This window comes from Aneurinibacillus terranovensis DSM 18919, assembly GCF_000430625.1.
Taxonomy (GTDB): Bacteria; Bacillota; Bacilli; order Aneurinibacillales; family Aneurinibacillaceae; genus Aneurinibacillus_B; species Aneurinibacillus_B terranovensis.
In genome coordinates this window covers 185626-200486 of the sequence record NZ_AUMJ01000009.1, presented here as the reverse complement: position 1 = coordinate 200486, position 14861 = coordinate 185626, and the positions used below count along the sequence as shown (strand labels likewise).

The following is a 14861-nucleotide window of genomic DNA, read 5'->3' as shown; positions in this document are numbered from 1 at the left end:
AGACTTTTTTCAGCTATATTATCGCGGGGTGGAGCAGTTGGCAGCTCGTCGGGCTCATAACCCGAAGGTCACAGGTTCAAGTCCTGTCCCCGCAACCAAAACCATTTGGACTACGTCGATTAATCATCTTCGTTCAAATGGAATCGTTGTCCTGGAAGGGCAACTAATATATTCATTCCAACTATGTCGAATTGTCATCATTGCTGGAATGAAGTGCGTTAAATATCATGGAGCTGTGGTGAAGTTGGAGTTCACGCTGGACTGTCACTCCGGAGGTCGCGGGTTCGAGTCCCGTCAGCTCCGCCATTTAATTCAAGAAGTATGACGGCCCTCTCACCCGAGAGGAAGTTCTGCTAAAAGCAGGCACGTCGTGTGCCTAACGCAGAACCTGGCACATCCTGTGCGTCGGAGTCCCGTCAGCTCCGCCGTTTATTCTAATGAATATGTGAAACAACATGTTGGCTCGGTAGCTCAGTCGGTAGAGCAGAGGACTGAAAATCCTCGTGTCGGCGGTTCGATTCCGTCCCGAGCCACCATATTTTTATCGATTTGCATTTTGGCGCCGGTGTAGCTCAACTGGTAGAGCACCTGACTTGTAATCAGGGGGTTGAGGGTTCAAGTCCTTTCGCCGGCACCATAGTATTTGATTAACCAGGTTTATTTGGTCTTTTTGAAACAACAGTATGGAGGGGTAGCGAAGTGGCTAAACGCGGCGGACTGTAAATCCGCTCCCTGTGGGTTCGGCGGTTCGAATCCGTCCCCCTCCACCAAAATATAGGGGCATAGTTTAACGGTAGAACAGAGGTCTCCAAAACCTCCAGTGTGGGTTCGATTCCTACTGCCCCTGCCATTAAAATTTGTGGCGGTCGTGGCGAAGTGGTTAACGCATCGGATTGTGGCTCCGACATTCGTGGGTTCGATTCCCATCGATCGCCCCATTTTGGGGTATAGCCAAGCGGTAAGGCAACGGACTTTGACTCCGTCATGCCCTGGTTCGAATCCAGGTACCCCAGCCATTGATTATTCCTTTTTGCCTGAAAAAGTGTTATATTTTCAGTATGATATTGCGGACATAGCTCAGTTGGTAGAGCACGACCTTGCCAAGGTCGGGGTCGCGAGTTCGAGTCTCGTTGTCCGCTCCATATTTTTAGATGGAGGCATAGCCAAGTGGTAAGGCCAAGGTCTGCAAAACCTTTATCCACCGGTTCGAATCCGGTTGCCTCCTCCAAAAACACTCCTGCCGGGGTGGCGGAACTGGCAGACGCACAGGACTTAAAATCCTGCGGTAGGTGACTACCGTACCGGTTCGATTCCGGTCCTCGGCACCATCTTTTCGTATAAATAAATGAAAACCTATTATGTTTTGTGCCGATGTGGCGGAATTGGCAGACGCGCACGACTCAAAATCGTGTTCCTTCGGGAGTGTCGGTTCGACCCCGACCATCGGTACCATTAGAAGTAACGGGAAGTGGCTCAGCTTGGTAGAGCACCTGGTTTGGGACCAGGGGGTCGCAGGTTCGAATCCTGTCTTCCCGACCATCCGGTTGTTTATTAATCCTTTGTACAATACTAAGAATTTTTAAAAATTAACATTAAGCATTGCGGGTGTAGTTCAATGGTAGAACATCAGCCTTCCAAGCTGAATACGTGGGTTCGATTCCCATCACCCGCTCCATTCTCCACATGAATTTGTTAGGACTGTACTACATTCAATACATAATATAATTAGCAACGCGGTTTTTCGTTCTAAAAGAACGCAGGATCGCGTTTTTTACTTTTTTGAGATTTTTAAATAGCAAATTTGTATTCGTCAGACCGTGAACTTCACACTTTGCACGTTAACGTTGAACAAATGATTTGCGGATATGATATGGTAAATAAAAGATAGTTTGATGGTCAAAGGGGGCTTACCATGAGAAAAATAGGTGAGGCAATGGATGATTTTTTTCGCCGTCTAAAAAATGATGGCTACAAGCCGGATGATATTACACCTGCCCTGCATTCGGTGGAAAAAATTGTTCATTTGGAGCAGCTCCGCCGTTATATTCTTACCTGTACCGATTGTCCGCTTTGCGAGAGGGCTGCGAGCAGGGTACCTGGAACCGGGCGTACCCGGACACCTCTTATGATTGTGGGAGAAGGGCCCGGGGAGGATGAAGAAGCGTGGGGGTTGCCGCTTGTAGGCATCAGTGGGTCTCTTTTAACCCTTATTCTTAATAAGGCTAACGTGAAAAGGGAAGATATTTACTTTACCAATGTCGTTAAATGCCGCGTAAGTGATGAGAAGGGGAAAAATCGTACGCCTAAACGGGAGGAAACGCTGGAATGTGCAAAATTTCTTAAAACGGAATTGGAACTTATCCGTCCGCAGGTTGTGATCGCGCTCGGCAAGGTTGCGCAGCAGTTCTTCTTTCCTGAACAGAAAACGATGAATCCCTATCGTGGAAATGTATTTGATTACCACGGTATTAAAGTTGTTCCTACCTGGCATCCGGCTTACGTTTTGCGCCAGAGGGGCGACGAGCTTACGAAAGCGAAGCGGGAAGTGTGGCATGATATTAAAATTGCATTAAAATGCCTTGTGAATTCTTAGGAAGAGAGGGGTAAAGTGTGGAGTCTAAAGAAAAATCATATAATTTGTATGAACTGACTGACAGGCCGCCTTTAACGGTAACCCTCACGGCTGCGGTTCAGTGGTTTTTTATTACATTATCCAGTTCTCTGGTGGTTCCGCTGGTTATTGGTGAAATGTACGGACTTTCTGCTATCCGAATTGGGCAATTCGTGCAGCAGACATGTTTTTTTATCGGAATTGCATCACTCCTGCAGATATGGATCGGTCACCGCTTGCCCATTACGGAAGGTCCGGCAGGAATGTGGTGGGGCATTTTTGTTATTCTTGCGAGTTTAGGTTCAATTACCGGGCAGTCACCAAAGGAAATTGGTCAGTCCCTTGAAATGGGTTTGATTGTGACGGGGATCATGTTGATTGTTTTAGGGATGACCGGTGTTATTGACCGCATTCAAAGATTATTTACCCCTCTTGTTACGGGTGGGTATCTTGTGTTGCTCGCTGTCTCATTGAGTTCCTCAGTTATGAAAGGCATGCTGGGTATTGGTTATTTTGCAAAAACAAGCGGTGTCCATACCGGCATTGCAGTTGTTTCCATACTTCTTGTATTTATATCTTTTGTAATGATTCGTTCAAGATTTAAGTACATACGGGGTTTTGCCATTCTTATCAGCATGATGGTGGGATGGGTTGTGTACGGTATTCTTGGATGGACAAAGGCAGTTCAATCGGCCCATTCGCTTTTTTCCATGCCGCAGTTATTTTTCTGGGGTCCGCCGGTCGTGCATATTGGAACCATATTAACGTCAATGCTAACCGGGCTGATTCTGCTCACAAACTTAATTGCCAGCATAGCAGTCGTGAGCAAAGCGGTTCATGTTACTCCGGGTACTAAAGATTATCGGCGTGGTGGAATTGTCACGGGTATTGCCCATATATTATCCGGCTCCGGGGGAATTGTCGGCCTTGTTCCGTTATCCATTGCAGCCGGGGTCATCCAAATCTCTCGGATTGCGTCGCGGTTACCGTTTATTGTAGCCTCATTTCTCATGGTTCTGCTCGGCTTGCAGCCGGGTGTCAGTATCCTGCTTGCCGGATTGCCGTCACCGGTCGGGTACGCCGTTATGTTTGTCAGCTTCACCCAACTGTTAGGTTTTGGACTGCAGGATTTTAGCCGCATCGCATTAACCGAACGAAACATCCTCATTATAGGCTTTGGCCTAATGGCTGGAATCGGTTTGATGTTTGTTCCTGTTGAAGCCCTCCGATCACTCCCAACCATTGTAAGCTATCTGTGTGGGAATGGGCTGGTCATGGGCGTACTCCTTATTATTTTCCTGGAACAAGTCGTCATGAGGGAGAAGAAGGATAGCCGATCGTAAAACATAGTAGAATTGGTCCCATTTTTATTTTTTGCTTTTTTCCCGCTACCTGGTGTTTCGAAAAAAGGGTGACGTCTTTCTGTCCGATTGTCTCCGTCATTAAGCTGCCCAGATTTTTCGGGCAGGTCTCCCTTTTTTTCGAAACACGAACAGTCACCGCTTCCTTGCAGGGGAAGACCCGCAAAAAATAAAAATGGAGCCACTCCCTTCCATTTCGACTAATCAGCTTAGTATTTACTTTTCGGTCAACCGCAATATCCGTCGATGTGATAGGTACCCCCGTTTACCTGTGTAAACATTTCCGCGGCGCTTTGCAGTATTTGGTCGGGAGTATACTTATCATATCCGGGCGGGATAAAAAACACGTGCAGGAGATTGGTTGCCGTATCATCAACGCTTGTCCGCACGGAGTCGACGAGTGGGCTACCGAAAGGCCCTGCCTCATCCGCTAAAAAAAATTTGCCTTCGCACGAAATCTCTCTACCGTTTAACGCAGGATAAGATTCATCTGCTTCTCCCATGCGCAAGATGATATCCCCTTTTATTTTATCCATATTGTACAACCCGGCTGGAAGGCCGAACTGAATGGACAGGAAGTTGTTTACATCAACACCTGAGTTTACCCAGCTAAAAGGTTTATTTTGCAGTACCCGCCGAATCAGTGCTTCATTGGAGGGGCGGTATCGTGACGGGTCGATGCCAAGCGTTTTTAATACCGTGCGGAATTCTTTGACTCCGGGAACATCAGCGGCCGTTTTGCCCTCATAATCCAGGCGTATACTTTCCATAAGGAGATTAATACGGCCCTGCAGCATTTTCGGGGTAGTTGACAAGGTAACACGATTATAGCGGAGAATGCCCAGCTTTAGGCCGGGGACTTCTTGTACAATGAAAGGATCGATCGTATACTGTGCCGACATTAGGCCACCTCTTCTTTTCTTTGATTTTACCATAATTGCCCACTATACGGAAAAAATGCTGCTTATCTTTTGGAAGAATGCCGATGAAATAACCGATATCGACCGGCTTGTAATAGTTTATGGGGAGAGTGACTTAATGACAATGTATCTGCATAAGCAGAGTTTAAATTATGGTATTTTTCATTTCGCTTGTGTATAGATTACTTGATAATATGCTGTAATTCAAATTGATTCAGTCCTTTGCTATACTAAAGAGAGGATATGGATGTATGAAAAGGGGGTATATAATGAAAGACGTTATTATTTATACGGACGGAGCCTGTTCGGGCAATCCCGGGCCCGGCGGGTGGGGAGCGATTCTTTTATACGGGAATCACCGGAAAGAACTGTCAGGTTCGGAAGATAATACGACCAACAACCGGATGGAGCTGAAAGCGGCTGTGGAGGCCATGAAAGCATTAAAAGAGCCGTGCAAAATTCAGCTGCACAGCGACAGCGCCTACATGGTGAATTGCTTTCAACAGGGTTGGTACAAAAACTGGATGAAGAATGGTTGGAAGAACAGTAAAAAGCAGCCCGTTGAAAATCAGGATTTATGGAAGGAACTGCTTGCCCTTAAAGAAACTCACATTATAGAGTTTGTTAAAGTGAAAGGCCATACCGATAACGAGTTAAACAACCGCTGTGATGAACTGGCAACGGGCGCCATTCGGCGGTAATAAACCGGGAAGTGACGAAGTATGAATAAGCAGCTAGAACCACATCAAGATTTCACCTACGATTCCAAGGCTATAGCAAAATTGAAGGAGGAAGTCATTCACTTCTCTCATTCCATTGGTATCGATAAAATCGGGTTTGCTTCGGCTGACCCGTTTCTTGCGCTAAAAGAACGACTGTATGGACACCGGGAAAAAGGGTACGAATCCGGCTTTGAAGAGAAGGATATTGAAAAGAGAACTCACCCTGAACTGTCTATGCCTGAAGTAAAATCAATTATCGCTATCGCACTTGCCTACCCGTCCCGAATGGAAGCACCTCCCAAATCTGAAAAGGGCGCATACCGCGGCATTATGGCCCGTGCAGCCTGGGGCGATGACTACCATACCGTTTTGCGCGATAAGCTGAAGCAGCTTGAAGTATTTTTGCATGAAAAAATTCCGGGGATTATTACGGAAAGCATGGTTGACACCGGAGTTCTGTCAGACCGGGCTGTCGCGGAAAGATCCGGCCTTGGCTGGGTTGGCAAGAACACGTCCCTGATTACGCCGGAATTTGGCTCGTGGGTGTATCTTGGGGAGATGCTGACAAGTTTTCCGTTTTCACCTGACACTCCTGTGGAAGAAGGGTGCGGAGACTGCACGCTTTGTATCGACTCCTGTCCAACAGGTGCGATCGTGCAGGGAGGACAGCTCGACTCGCATCGGTGTGTAGCCTTTTTAACCCAGTTAAAAGATTACATCCCGGATAAGTATCGGGAAGCCATCGGCAACCGTCTGTATGGCTGTGATACGTGCCAGCAAGTTTGTCCGAAAAACCGCAAAATTAACTTTACGCACCAGACGGAGTTTATCCCCGATCCGGAAAGCGCGAAACCGCTTCTCAAGCCGCTGCTGTCGATTAGCAAAAAAGAATTTGCTTCCCGGTTTGGCCGTTCCTCAGGTTCATGGCGCGGGAAAAAACCAATCCAGCGCAATGCAATTCTGGCGCTTGCCTTTTTTAAGGATAAAACGGCGGTAGAGCCCCTGGCCGACGTGCTGCAGCACGATACGCGGCCGGTTATGCGTGGAACCGCTGCCTGGGCGTTAAGCCGAATCGGCGGGGAGGAAGCCCAAAAAGTTCTTAAGAACGCTAAAAATGCCGAAAAAGATGGAACGGTGAGGAACGAGATAGAAAAAGGCCTTTTCTTTATGGAAAACGTCGAATAGTTATGCTGGATTTTCTAAGGCGCAGACATATAAGATAAGGTGAAGGCGTAAAAGGGAGGGGTACGGTGAAGTCGGAAGTTTCCTATACGGTATATGAGAGCCCGCTGGGTTCGATCACGCTTGCTGCTACAGATGATGGACTTTGCTGGATCGAATTCGGTCACGGAGATTCGACGAAGTGTTCATTATTGCGTTGGACAAAAAGATGGATTCATACCGAGAATGTTGCATATCGACCCGAGAAACTTGTTGAAATTACACTTCAGTTGGACGAGTATTTTGCGGGTGTCAGAACAGAATTTTCTATACCTCTCGATATATATGGGACAGTATTCCAGAAGGTTGTCTGGGAAGAATTGCGAAAAATCCCTTATGGGGAAACCCGGTCGTATAAGGATATTGCTCTGGCAATTAATGCCCCGAAAGCGGTTCGTGCGGTAGGAATGGCTAACAACAGGAATCCGCTGTCTATTTTCATTCCATGCCATCGGGTGATTGGGTCGAATGGCGCCCTGGTTGGTTACGGGGGCGGACTTACTATTAAAGAGTACTTGTTAAAACTTGAACATGAAAACTTGCCGCAGAACGTGGAGCCAGAACCGGCTGTCGTGCAAAAGCAAGCGTGAAGGCGCATCTGTTATCTTGAAATTTCGTCAATTTTGTGACAAAGAAAAAAACTCCTGCATTTATGAAAATTTATGCAGGAGTTTTTGTTATTTCTTGGCGAAACAAGATAAGAAACGTTGGTTTCTATTTCATTTATAGGGGGAGTGAAAAAATGAGAAAACGTAGAGGCTTTGTATTACTTCCAATGATGCTAGGGGCATCACTTATGTTTGCTGGATGTAGTTCGGCGCCGACAGCGGGAACGCCGAGTACAGGGGGAGACAACGCTGCACAGGCAAAACAGGAGGTTAATAAGAACGGGGGTGGGAATCAGGTCGCGTTTAATCCTCCAAAGCTGGATAGTGTGCCAAAAGATCAACTTGGTCAATCGATTATGCTAGGCTATAAGATTATTAGCGAAACCCCAACAGCGGTTCCGAACAATGTAGGCAACAAGCTTGCCTGCATTAGCTGCCATGCTGACGGAGGGTTGAAACAGACAGAACTTCCGCTCGTCGGTATACCTGCGGTCATGCCAATGTATCGTGATCGGGAAGGCCGCGTCATTACGATGGAGGATCGCATTAACGAATGTTTTAAAAGGAGCGAAAATGGCAAACCGCTTGCTAGCGGCAGCAAGGAATTGACAGCTGTGGTTTCCTATTTAAGCTACATTTCCGAAGGGGTTCCAATGGGTGCCAATATGCCATGGCGCGGCCAGGGAAAAGCGGATATGAGCGGGATTAAGCCGGATAAGGCGAACGGTGAGAAGCTGTATAAGCAGGCGTGTATGGCTTGCCATGGCGCCGACGGGGCCGGACTTGGGCCAACAGCCGGCCCGGCATTATGGGGGCCCAATTCATTCAATGTCGGTGCAGGTATGTCTCGTATCTCAACTGCTACACCGTTCATTCAGAAGAATATGCCGAAGAGTGAGATGGGCGGCATTAAGCCGGGCAGCCTGACGAAGCAGCAGGCTGCCGACCTGGCCGCCTATATCGTCTCGCAAAAACGCCCCGATTTCAGCGGTAAGAAAGCCGACTGGCCCAAGGGCAAGAAGCCTAAAGACGCGCTGTATTAGAGGTTGGATGGCCGATCTGTTTCAAAGACGGGACGGAATTCCATCAGAGTATCTGGAAAGGAAAAGTTGAACGACAAAACTTATACCATGGGAAGCAAAAGCCATTGAGCAAGGGGATATCCCCGCTCAATGGCTTTTTGTTTTTGGTCCATTGCTGCATCATTTCACAATAAAAACACATTTAACGGCACTATGGAAAATAAAACCTCTTGTTATTCACTATTTCGAATTGTAAAATATCTTAAACAAATAAAATAAGTGAAACTATAATTCCGAAATTCAGAACTAAATAGTTAATAGGGACAAAAAAGTAAAAACAGCAGCTAAGTTAAAGTGACTAAGTGAATCGAGATCATGCAGGGATGAAATGTCTAATCCAATGATCACAGAAAGGAGTGCGGATATGATTAAACTGATTGGAATTTTAATTGTAGCATTAGGTTTTGCCTTCCGTTTTAACACGCTGCTTGTTGTATTAGCGGGTGGTGTGGTAACCGGGCTTATCGCAGGTATGCCTTTCAATGACATTATGGGCAAATTTGGAGAAGCCTTTATTACCAATCGTTATATGTCTTTGCCCATTATTTTAACGCTGCCGGTTATAGGAATCCTCGAACGGTATGGTCTAAAAGAAAGGGCGGAGGTGTTGATTAGAAAAGCAAAGGGTGCTACAGCGGGAAGAGTCATGCTCTGGTATTTATTTATCCGTGAATGGTCATCTGCTCTCGGTTTGAACATTGGGGGTCACCCGCAAACCGTTCGTCCTATCGTGGCACCTATGGCGGAGGGAGCGGCAACCGCAAAGCACGGCCCGATTCCTGAACATTTGCAGAATGAAATCAAAGCTCACGCTGCAGCAATGGAGAATGTCGGTTACTTCTTCGGTGAAGATATTTTTATTGCGACAGGGGCAATTCTCTTAATGAAGGGGTACTTTGATTCCGTTGGAATGAAAGTCGGCGTATGGGATATGGCGCTCTGGGGGCTTCCTACCGCTATCGCCGCCTATTTGCTCTCCTGGTGGAGGTTGCGCAGGCTTGATAAACGAATGGAACGGGAAATGGCGACGAAGTTGGAATCTGGTCCTGTATCTGCTGAACAATTCGAAGCGTAAGGGGGGGATACCGGTGAAAAATATCATTACACTTGACCATATTTATTACTTATTGGGGATCATTGTTGCCTTTGTAGCCTATCGTGTAGCAAGAAATCCGAACCATCCCAGCCGAATCGGCTCTTCCTTATTCTGGGGAATTTTTGCTTTTACTTTCCTTTTCGGACAGGCAATCCCTTATGTAGTGACAGGCTATCTCGTTCTGATTATGGTTGTTATTGCTGCCGCCGGCAAGGTGCGGGAAAGTAAACATGAGGAACATCCGAAATCAGAGCGTGAAGCTCATGCCGCAAGATTAAAAGACAAGATTTTTATCCCTGCTCTGGTCATCCCGGTTCTTACCGTAATTGGCAGCTTCACACTGGATAAAATCCATTTTGGCAACGTAAACCTTGTGGACCCGGAAATGGTTACTTTGATTGCACTTGGCTTAAGTACGATTATTGCTTTCTTCTCAGCGCAGTACTTAACAAAGGCTAAATTTTCTGTTCCAATGAATGAGGGCAGCCGGTTGATGGAAACCGTTGGATGGGCCATCATCTTACCTCAGATGTTATCTGCTTTGGGGGCGATTTTTGCCAAAGCGGGCGTAGGGGATGTGGTATCTAAAGTAGTCGGTGATGTTCTACCGACTCAGATTCCATTTGTGGCTGTGGCAGCTTATTGTATTGGAATGGCCCTCTTTACAATGATTATGGGGAATGCTTTCGCTGCTTTTGCAGTTATTACCGGTGGAATTGGCTTGCCGCTAATTGTTCACGCCCATGGCGGAAATCCTGCGATTATGGCGGCAATTGGTATGTTTGCAGGCTACTGCGGGACGTTAATGACACCCATGGCCGCCAACTTCAATATTGTACCGGCTATGCTTCTCGATTTAAAGGATAAGAACGCCGTTATTAAGGCGCAAGTTCCGATTGGAGTTGTTTTGTTAGGAATTAACATTGTGTTAATGTACTTTTTGGTCTATCACTTCTAAGGAATACTGAAAAGTTAAGCAAGAGGAGGAGCGATAATGAAAATCTTACTTTCCGGATTTGAACCTTTTGGAGGCGCTGCGATTAATCCGACGGAAAGACTCGTAAAAGATATTGCCAATGTAATGTTTGAGAATGTAGAAATACGCACCGTGCTGCTGCCGGTCCATTATGATGAGTGTGCGGCGCGAATCATAGAAGAAATGCGTGATTTTAAACCGGATGCGGTTATTTCCTGTGGATTATATGCGGGCAGGTCCGCGGTAACCCCCGAACGAATCGCCGTTAACGTAAAGGACACGATGGCTGAAGATCCTGTGCCGGATAATAAAGGAACCAAACCTGTTGACCAGCCGATTAATCCAGAGGGCCCGGATGGGCTCTTTACCCGGCTTCCCATCCGTGAAATCGTAAATCGGCTTCTAGAACAGGGTATCCCTGCCTTTATTTCCAACACCGCCGGCACCTATATTTGTAATAATACGATGTATGGTGTCCTTGATTACATTCGGAGAAATAACCTGTCGACCACGGCGGGATTTATCCATTTTCCGGCGTCAACCGAAATGGCACTCGACAAACCAACGCTGCCGACGCTTTCTCATGACACGATGCTGCAGGCCCTCCGGATTATTATTCAAACAACAATTGAAGGAGAATTGCAGAAGTAATTCCAATAAACTTTGCCGTTTTTAAAACATTTTTTAGTGTTTTTGTTCTCTCTCCTGCATAGGATGGTAAGGGCAGAAGGAGGGGGAGAATGGCAAACTGGAATGAAGTGCTGGAAAAGTATTTTTATCATAAAACCCGCCTGTTAATTGAAAATGATGACGGGATTTTTTCCGTGATGGGCGGCCATACGAGAAAACAAATCCTTGAACAGTATGGGCGCATTCACCGTCAGCAGCGGGAACGAAACATAATTCCTTTAAAAAGCAGGATCGATATAAAACGGCTAGCCGTAGAAAAAAGCCACCCGGATGAGGTTGTTGTACACGTCACAGGAATTGAATCGTATATTTACCGATTGGGCCGTCACATTTATGAACAGGCTAAAGAGAGCATCCAGCGAATCACGCTGCATAAGCAGGAGGACACGTGGCTGATCTGGTTCGATCAACGTATTCGTCCAACGTATGAGAAAGAACCGGCTGCAACGATAGAAGACGCGGAAGTATCGAGTAAACAAACCAATTATCCATTTCAAATGACGCAGAACATGTTGGGCGGGTTTACAGAGGAACCTTTATCGGAAGAGAGGCAATACAGCTATGATCGTATTCAGGCTGTTCGCTATGCAGAAATTTGGTGGAATGATTACAATCCCCGGTTTCATACGTTTGAGGTAGACTGTACCAATTTTATTTCCCAATGCCTTTATGCAGGGGGAGTCCCAATGTCAATGACCGGAAAACGGAACAGCGGCTGGTGGTATCGACAATCGGGTACCGCCAATGAATCGTGGAGCTACAGCTGGGCGGTAGCGCACAGCCTGCGCTGGGTTTTAGAGCATGGCAAATATATGCGAACGGAAAGAAAGGTAAGTGCGGTGGAGCTGTCGGTAGGGGATGTAATTTGTTATGATTTTGATGGAGACGGCCACTGGCAGCACAATACGATTGTGGTGGCTAAAGATTATAACGGGATGCCGCTTGTCAATGCCCATACAACGAACAGCCGGCACCGTTATTGGGATTACCATGATTCCAGCGCTTATACCCCTCAGATTCAGTATCGATTTTTTCACCTTTTAAGCTGAATATGCTATGATAATACCTGAGGTGAAAATAAGATGGCTTTCAACATTGTGCTTTACGAGCCATTAATTCCGGCTAACACAGGAAACATTGCCCGCACATGCGCGGCAACAGGAACAAAACTCCATTTGATTAAACCGCTTGGTTTTTCGACAGATGATAAATATTTAAAGCGGGCTGGCCTTGATTACTGGCATGCGGTCGATCTTACATATTATGAGTCTTTTGCCGAGTTTATTGACCGGCATCCCAATGGACGGTTCTTTTTTATTGAAACACATGGAGAAATCTACCATTCCGATGTGGAGTACAGGGATGGTGATTTTTTTGTGTTTGGCAAAGAAACGAGTGGCATTCCGGTTGACATTCTTATGCATTATCCCGGCCAGGTGATTCGGATACCGATGGGCAGCGCAACCCGCTCCCTTAATCTTTCTAATACGGCTGCCATTGTATTGTATGAAGGGTTAAGGCAGATTGGCTATCCGGGAATGAAGTGAACGCCAGACGCAACATAAATCGAGGGGGGACTCCGCTTGGCGGACAAAGCGATGCTTTTTGATTTGGACGGTACTTTGCTGGCCATCGATACGGAGGCGTTTATTCGCCGTTATATGAAGCGGCTCGGCGAATACACAGCCGCTATTATTGATCCGGATGTTCTGGTTACGTCCCTATGGACCGCGACGAAACATGTGATAGCGGATGAAGATGCGGCAACAACAAATGCGCAGGTTTTCGAGGAAGTTTTTCTCAAACTGTGCAATCTGTCACGCGACGAAATATGGCCGTCAATCGACCGGTTTTACGAGGAGGAGTTTCCACTGTTGCGCGAGGACATCCAGCCTCATCCTGCCACGGCTAAAGTAGTGGAGGAAGCTAAAAGGCAGGGCTATAAACTTGTTATTGCGACAAACGCTGTTTTTCCCGAAGCGGCCATTATGGAGCGGATGAAATGGGCGGGCATCGATGCCTCTTCCTTCGATTGGGTAACCGTTTTTGAAAACTCGCATTTCTGCAAACCCAATCCAAAATATTACGAAGAAATCTGCGAACAGATCGGGATGAAACCGGAGCAGTGTATCATGATTGGCAACGATATGCAGCAGGACATGGTAGCCAGTGAAATTGGCATGAGAACTTTTTTTGTGACCGATTACAAAATCGACCGCGGGGCACCCCAGTATCGTGTGGACGCGTCTGGAACGCTGGATCAGTTCGGTGAACAGTTAACGAGCAGGAGCGGCATTTTCTCGGTTCGTTAGAATCTGGTTCGTCTCGGTCAGTAGTTAGACTGTTTTTAAAATAAATATTATTTACAGAAAGATTGACACGAATCATGATTCACCGTATTATAATTTTTGTGTGAAAAATTTAATATCTCGCTTATCGAGAGAGGTGGAGGGACTGGCCCGATGAAGCCCGGCAGCGGATTTTTTCTTGATGATGTATATAATTAAGAAAGAATGCTGTGCCAATTCCAGCAGGATAACGATCCTGGCAGATAAGAGTAGCGTCTAAACAAGACACCCCTCCTGGTTCTGCCAAGAGGTTTTTTTGTATCTTACGCTGGGCCTGCGCGAAGATGCTTAACTCTGATGATGACAAATACAAATACAAAAAATGGGGGTATTAACATGAAAAAATGGTTGATTGCCATTTCATTGCTGCTGACATTCGGATTGCTTGCAGCATGCGGCAACGGAGCAAGCCAATCGCAACCGAATAACAGCAATAACGCGGCAGCAGGAAATAACAATAACAGTATTGCAGTGCAGAAAATTACAGTGGGAGCATCTGCTGTACCGCATGCCGAAATTCTTAACTTTGTGAAAGACAAGCTGAAGCAGCAGGGCGTTGATATGACGGTGAAAGTATTCGATGATTATGTACTGCCGAATATGGCGCTTGAAGATAAGCAAATTGATGCGAACTACTTCCAAACGGTTCCTTATCTTGATGACTTCAACAAAAAACATAATACGCACATCGTTCCATTAGATGGCATTCACTTCGAACCAATGGGTATCTTTGGCGGAAAACAAAAAACACAAGACCCGAAGAGCGGTGCAGTGGTAGCCATTCCGAATGATGTATCCAACGGTGCACGCGCGCTTAAACTGCTTGAAACAAAAGGCTGGATTAAGCTTACACCTGGTAAAAAGCTTAACGATTTAACAAAAGAAGACATTGTGCAAAACCCGCATAAAATTGTAATCAAACCGATGGATGCCGCTATGCTTGGACGCGCATTGGGTGAGGTTGATTACGCGGTTATCAACGGAAATTACGCTATGCAGGCCGGATTAAAACTTTCTGACGCGCTGATGATGGAAAAGAAAGGTTCCGAAGCGGCGAAAACATTTGCTAACGTGATTTGCGTCAAAGCCGGCGATGAGAAACGCCCTGAAATTCAAAAGCTAATTCAAGTATTAAAATCTGATGACGTTAAAAAATTCATTGAAGATAAATACAAAGGTGCGGTAGTGCCTGTATTCTAATCCTTTCAATGATATACGAAAAGACC

General features: G+C 46.3%; 14 protein-coding genes, 14 tRNA genes and 1 riboswitch. Of the genes, 27 read left to right on the top strand and 1 reads right to left on the bottom strand.

Annotated features, from left to right (window positions below):
* The first annotated feature begins 22 nt into the window (after window positions 1–22).
* From H525_RS0102200 to H525_RS0102125, 16 genes are all read left to right on the top strand, one after another.
* A tRNA-Met gene (locus tag H525_RS0102200) sits at window positions 23–98 on the top strand.
* A 131-nt stretch (window positions 99–229) separates the two neighbouring features.
* Window positions 230–306: transfer RNA gene (locus tag H525_RS0102195), tRNA-Asp, on the top strand.
* Between the two features lie 154 nt (window positions 307–460).
* A tRNA-Phe gene (locus H525_RS0102190) sits at window positions 461–536 on the top strand.
* Window positions 537–561: 25 nt separating this feature from the next.
* Window positions 562–637: transfer RNA gene (locus H525_RS0102185), tRNA-Thr, on the top strand.
* A gap of 48 nt (window positions 638–685) precedes the next feature.
* A tRNA-Tyr gene (locus H525_RS0102180) sits at window positions 686–770 on the top strand.
* A gap of 6 nt (window positions 771–776) precedes the next feature.
* Window positions 777–850 (top strand) — tRNA-Trp (locus H525_RS0102175).
* Between the two features lie 12 nt (window positions 851–862).
* Window positions 863–938 (top strand) — tRNA-His (locus H525_RS0102170).
* A 3-nt stretch (window positions 939–941) separates the two neighbouring features.
* A tRNA-Gln gene (locus tag H525_RS0102165) sits at window positions 942–1016 on the top strand.
* Window positions 1017–1066: 50 nt separating this feature from the next.
* Window positions 1067–1142, top strand: a tRNA-Gly gene (locus tag H525_RS0102160).
* Window positions 1143–1153: 11 nt separating this feature from the next.
* Window positions 1154–1228: transfer RNA gene (locus H525_RS0102155), tRNA-Cys, on the top strand.
* An 11-nt stretch (window positions 1229–1239) separates the two neighbouring features.
* Window positions 1240–1328 (top strand) — tRNA-Leu (locus H525_RS0102150).
* Window positions 1329–1367: 39 nt separating this feature from the next.
* Window positions 1368–1452, top strand: a tRNA-Leu gene (locus tag H525_RS0102145).
* Window positions 1453–1462: 10 nt separating this feature from the next.
* A tRNA-Pro gene (locus tag H525_RS0102140) sits at window positions 1463–1539 on the top strand.
* A gap of 62 nt (window positions 1540–1601) precedes the next feature.
* Window positions 1602–1675: transfer RNA gene (locus H525_RS0102135), tRNA-Gly, on the top strand.
* Between the two features lie 237 nt (window positions 1676–1912).
* The gene (locus H525_RS0102130) at window positions 1913–2593 is read left to right on the top strand and encodes a uracil-DNA glycosylase (protein ID WP_051330733.1); all 681 of its coding nucleotides are present in this window, start codon (window positions 1913–1915) and stop codon (window positions 2591–2593) included.
* A 17-nt stretch (window positions 2594–2610) separates the two neighbouring features.
* A complete protein-coding gene (locus H525_RS0102125) occupies window positions 2611–3954 on the top strand; it encodes a purine/pyrimidine permease (protein WP_051330732.1) in 1344 nt (447 codons plus the stop codon).
* 245 nt (window positions 3955–4199) lie between these two features.
* Here the strand turns inward: H525_RS0102125 and H525_RS0102120 are convergent, their stop codons facing one another.
* Window positions 4200–4874 (bottom strand): B3/B4 domain-containing protein, encoded by a 675-nt coding sequence (locus H525_RS0102120; protein ID WP_027414833.1) that lies wholly within the window; start codon window positions 4872–4874, stop codon window positions 4200–4202.
* A 287-nt stretch (window positions 4875–5161) separates the two neighbouring features.
* Between H525_RS0102120 and rnhA the strand changes: the two genes are divergently transcribed.
* The 11 genes from rnhA to H525_RS0102065 all read left to right on the top strand — a co-directional run bounded on the left by rnhA (window position 5162) and on the right by H525_RS0102065 (window position 14835).
* Complete coding sequence (rnhA, locus tag H525_RS0102115; protein ID WP_027414832.1) at window positions 5162–5593, top strand: ribonuclease HI; 432 nt, start codon at window positions 5162–5164, stop codon at window positions 5591–5593.
* 21 nt (window positions 5594–5614) lie between these two features.
* Window positions 5615–6799, top strand: coding sequence for a tRNA epoxyqueuosine(34) reductase QueG (queG, locus tag H525_RS0102110; protein WP_051330731.1), 1185 nt, complete (start codon window positions 5615–5617; stop codon window positions 6797–6799).
* Window positions 6800–6864: 65 nt separating this feature from the next.
* Window positions 6865–7425: a methylated-DNA--[protein]-cysteine S-methyltransferase gene (locus tag H525_RS0102105; protein WP_027414830.1), complete on the top strand. Its 561-nt coding sequence runs from the start codon at window positions 6865–6867 to the stop codon at window positions 7423–7425.
* 152 nt (window positions 7426–7577) lie between these two features.
* Entirely contained in the window at window positions 7578–8486 is a 909-nt protein-coding gene (locus H525_RS0102100; RefSeq protein WP_027414829.1) for a c-type cytochrome, read from the top strand.
* Between the two features lie 403 nt (window positions 8487–8889).
* Window positions 8890–9600 (top strand): DUF969 domain-containing protein, encoded by a 711-nt coding sequence (locus tag H525_RS0102095; RefSeq protein WP_027414828.1) that lies wholly within the window; start codon window positions 8890–8892, stop codon window positions 9598–9600.
* Between the two features lie 13 nt (window positions 9601–9613).
* Window positions 9614–10579 carry a DUF979 domain-containing protein gene (locus H525_RS0102090; protein WP_027414827.1) on the top strand — a complete coding sequence of 322 codons (966 nt, stop codon included), beginning with the start codon at window positions 9614–9616 and terminating at the stop codon, window positions 10577–10579.
* Between the two features lie 36 nt (window positions 10580–10615).
* Window positions 10616–11248 (top strand): pyroglutamyl-peptidase I, encoded by a 633-nt coding sequence (locus H525_RS0102085; protein WP_035099625.1) that lies wholly within the window; start codon window positions 10616–10618, stop codon window positions 11246–11248.
* A gap of 89 nt (window positions 11249–11337) precedes the next feature.
* Complete coding sequence (locus H525_RS28380; protein ID WP_051330730.1) at window positions 11338–12336, top strand: amidase domain-containing protein; 999 nt, start codon at window positions 11338–11340, stop codon at window positions 12334–12336.
* A 33-nt stretch (window positions 12337–12369) separates the two neighbouring features.
* Window positions 12370–12834 (top strand): tRNA (uridine(34)/cytosine(34)/5-carboxymethylaminomethyluridine(34)-2'-O)-methyltransferase TrmL, encoded by a 465-nt coding sequence (gene trmL, locus H525_RS0102075; RefSeq protein WP_027414824.1) that lies wholly within the window; start codon window positions 12370–12372, stop codon window positions 12832–12834.
* Between the two features lie 36 nt (window positions 12835–12870).
* Window positions 12871–13599 carry an HAD family hydrolase gene (locus H525_RS0102070; protein WP_245590379.1) on the top strand — a complete coding sequence of 243 codons (729 nt, stop codon included), beginning with the start codon at window positions 12871–12873 and terminating at the stop codon, window positions 13597–13599.
* Window positions 13600–13717: 118 nt separating this feature from the next.
* A riboswitch (SAM riboswitch) is annotated at window positions 13718–13845 on the top strand.
* A gap of 126 nt (window positions 13846–13971) precedes the next feature.
* A complete protein-coding gene (locus H525_RS0102065; protein ID WP_027414822.1) occupies window positions 13972–14835 on the top strand; it encodes a MetQ/NlpA family ABC transporter substrate-binding protein in 864 nt (287 codons plus the stop codon).
* Window positions 14836–14861: the final 26 nt, after the last annotated feature.

Excerpts from the sequence above, each read along its gene's own strand:
- trmL (WP_027414824.1), top strand. The coding sequence starts at position 12,370 with ATGGCTTTCAACATTGTGCTTTACGAGCCATTAATTCCGGCTAACACA.
- H525_RS0102130 (WP_051330733.1), top strand. The coding sequence starts at position 1,913 with ATGAGAAAAATAGGTGAGGCAATGGATGATTTTTTTCGCCGTCTAAAA.
- queG (WP_051330731.1), top strand. The coding sequence starts at position 5,615 with ATGAATAAGCAGCTAGAACCACATCAAGATTTCACCTACGATTCCAAG.
- H525_RS28380 (WP_051330730.1), top strand. The coding sequence starts at position 11,338 with ATGGCAAACTGGAATGAAGTGCTGGAAAAGTATTTTTATCATAAAACC.
- H525_RS0102095 (WP_027414828.1), top strand. The coding sequence starts at position 8,890 with ATGATTAAACTGATTGGAATTTTAATTGTAGCATTAGGTTTTGCCTTC.
- H525_RS0102100 (WP_027414829.1), top strand. The coding sequence starts at position 7,578 with ATGAGAAAACGTAGAGGCTTTGTATTACTTCCAATGATGCTAGGGGCA.
- H525_RS0102065 (WP_027414822.1), top strand. The coding sequence starts at position 13,972 with ATGAAAAAATGGTTGATTGCCATTTCATTGCTGCTGACATTCGGATTG.
- rnhA (WP_027414832.1), top strand. The coding sequence starts at position 5,162 with ATGAAAGACGTTATTATTTATACGGACGGAGCCTGTTCGGGCAATCCC.
- H525_RS0102120 (WP_027414833.1), bottom strand. The coding sequence starts at position 4,874 with ATGTCGGCACAGTATACGATCGATCCTTTCATTGTACAAGAAGTCCCC.
- H525_RS0102085 (WP_035099625.1), top strand. The coding sequence starts at position 10,616 with ATGAAAATCTTACTTTCCGGATTTGAACCTTTTGGAGGCGCTGCGATT.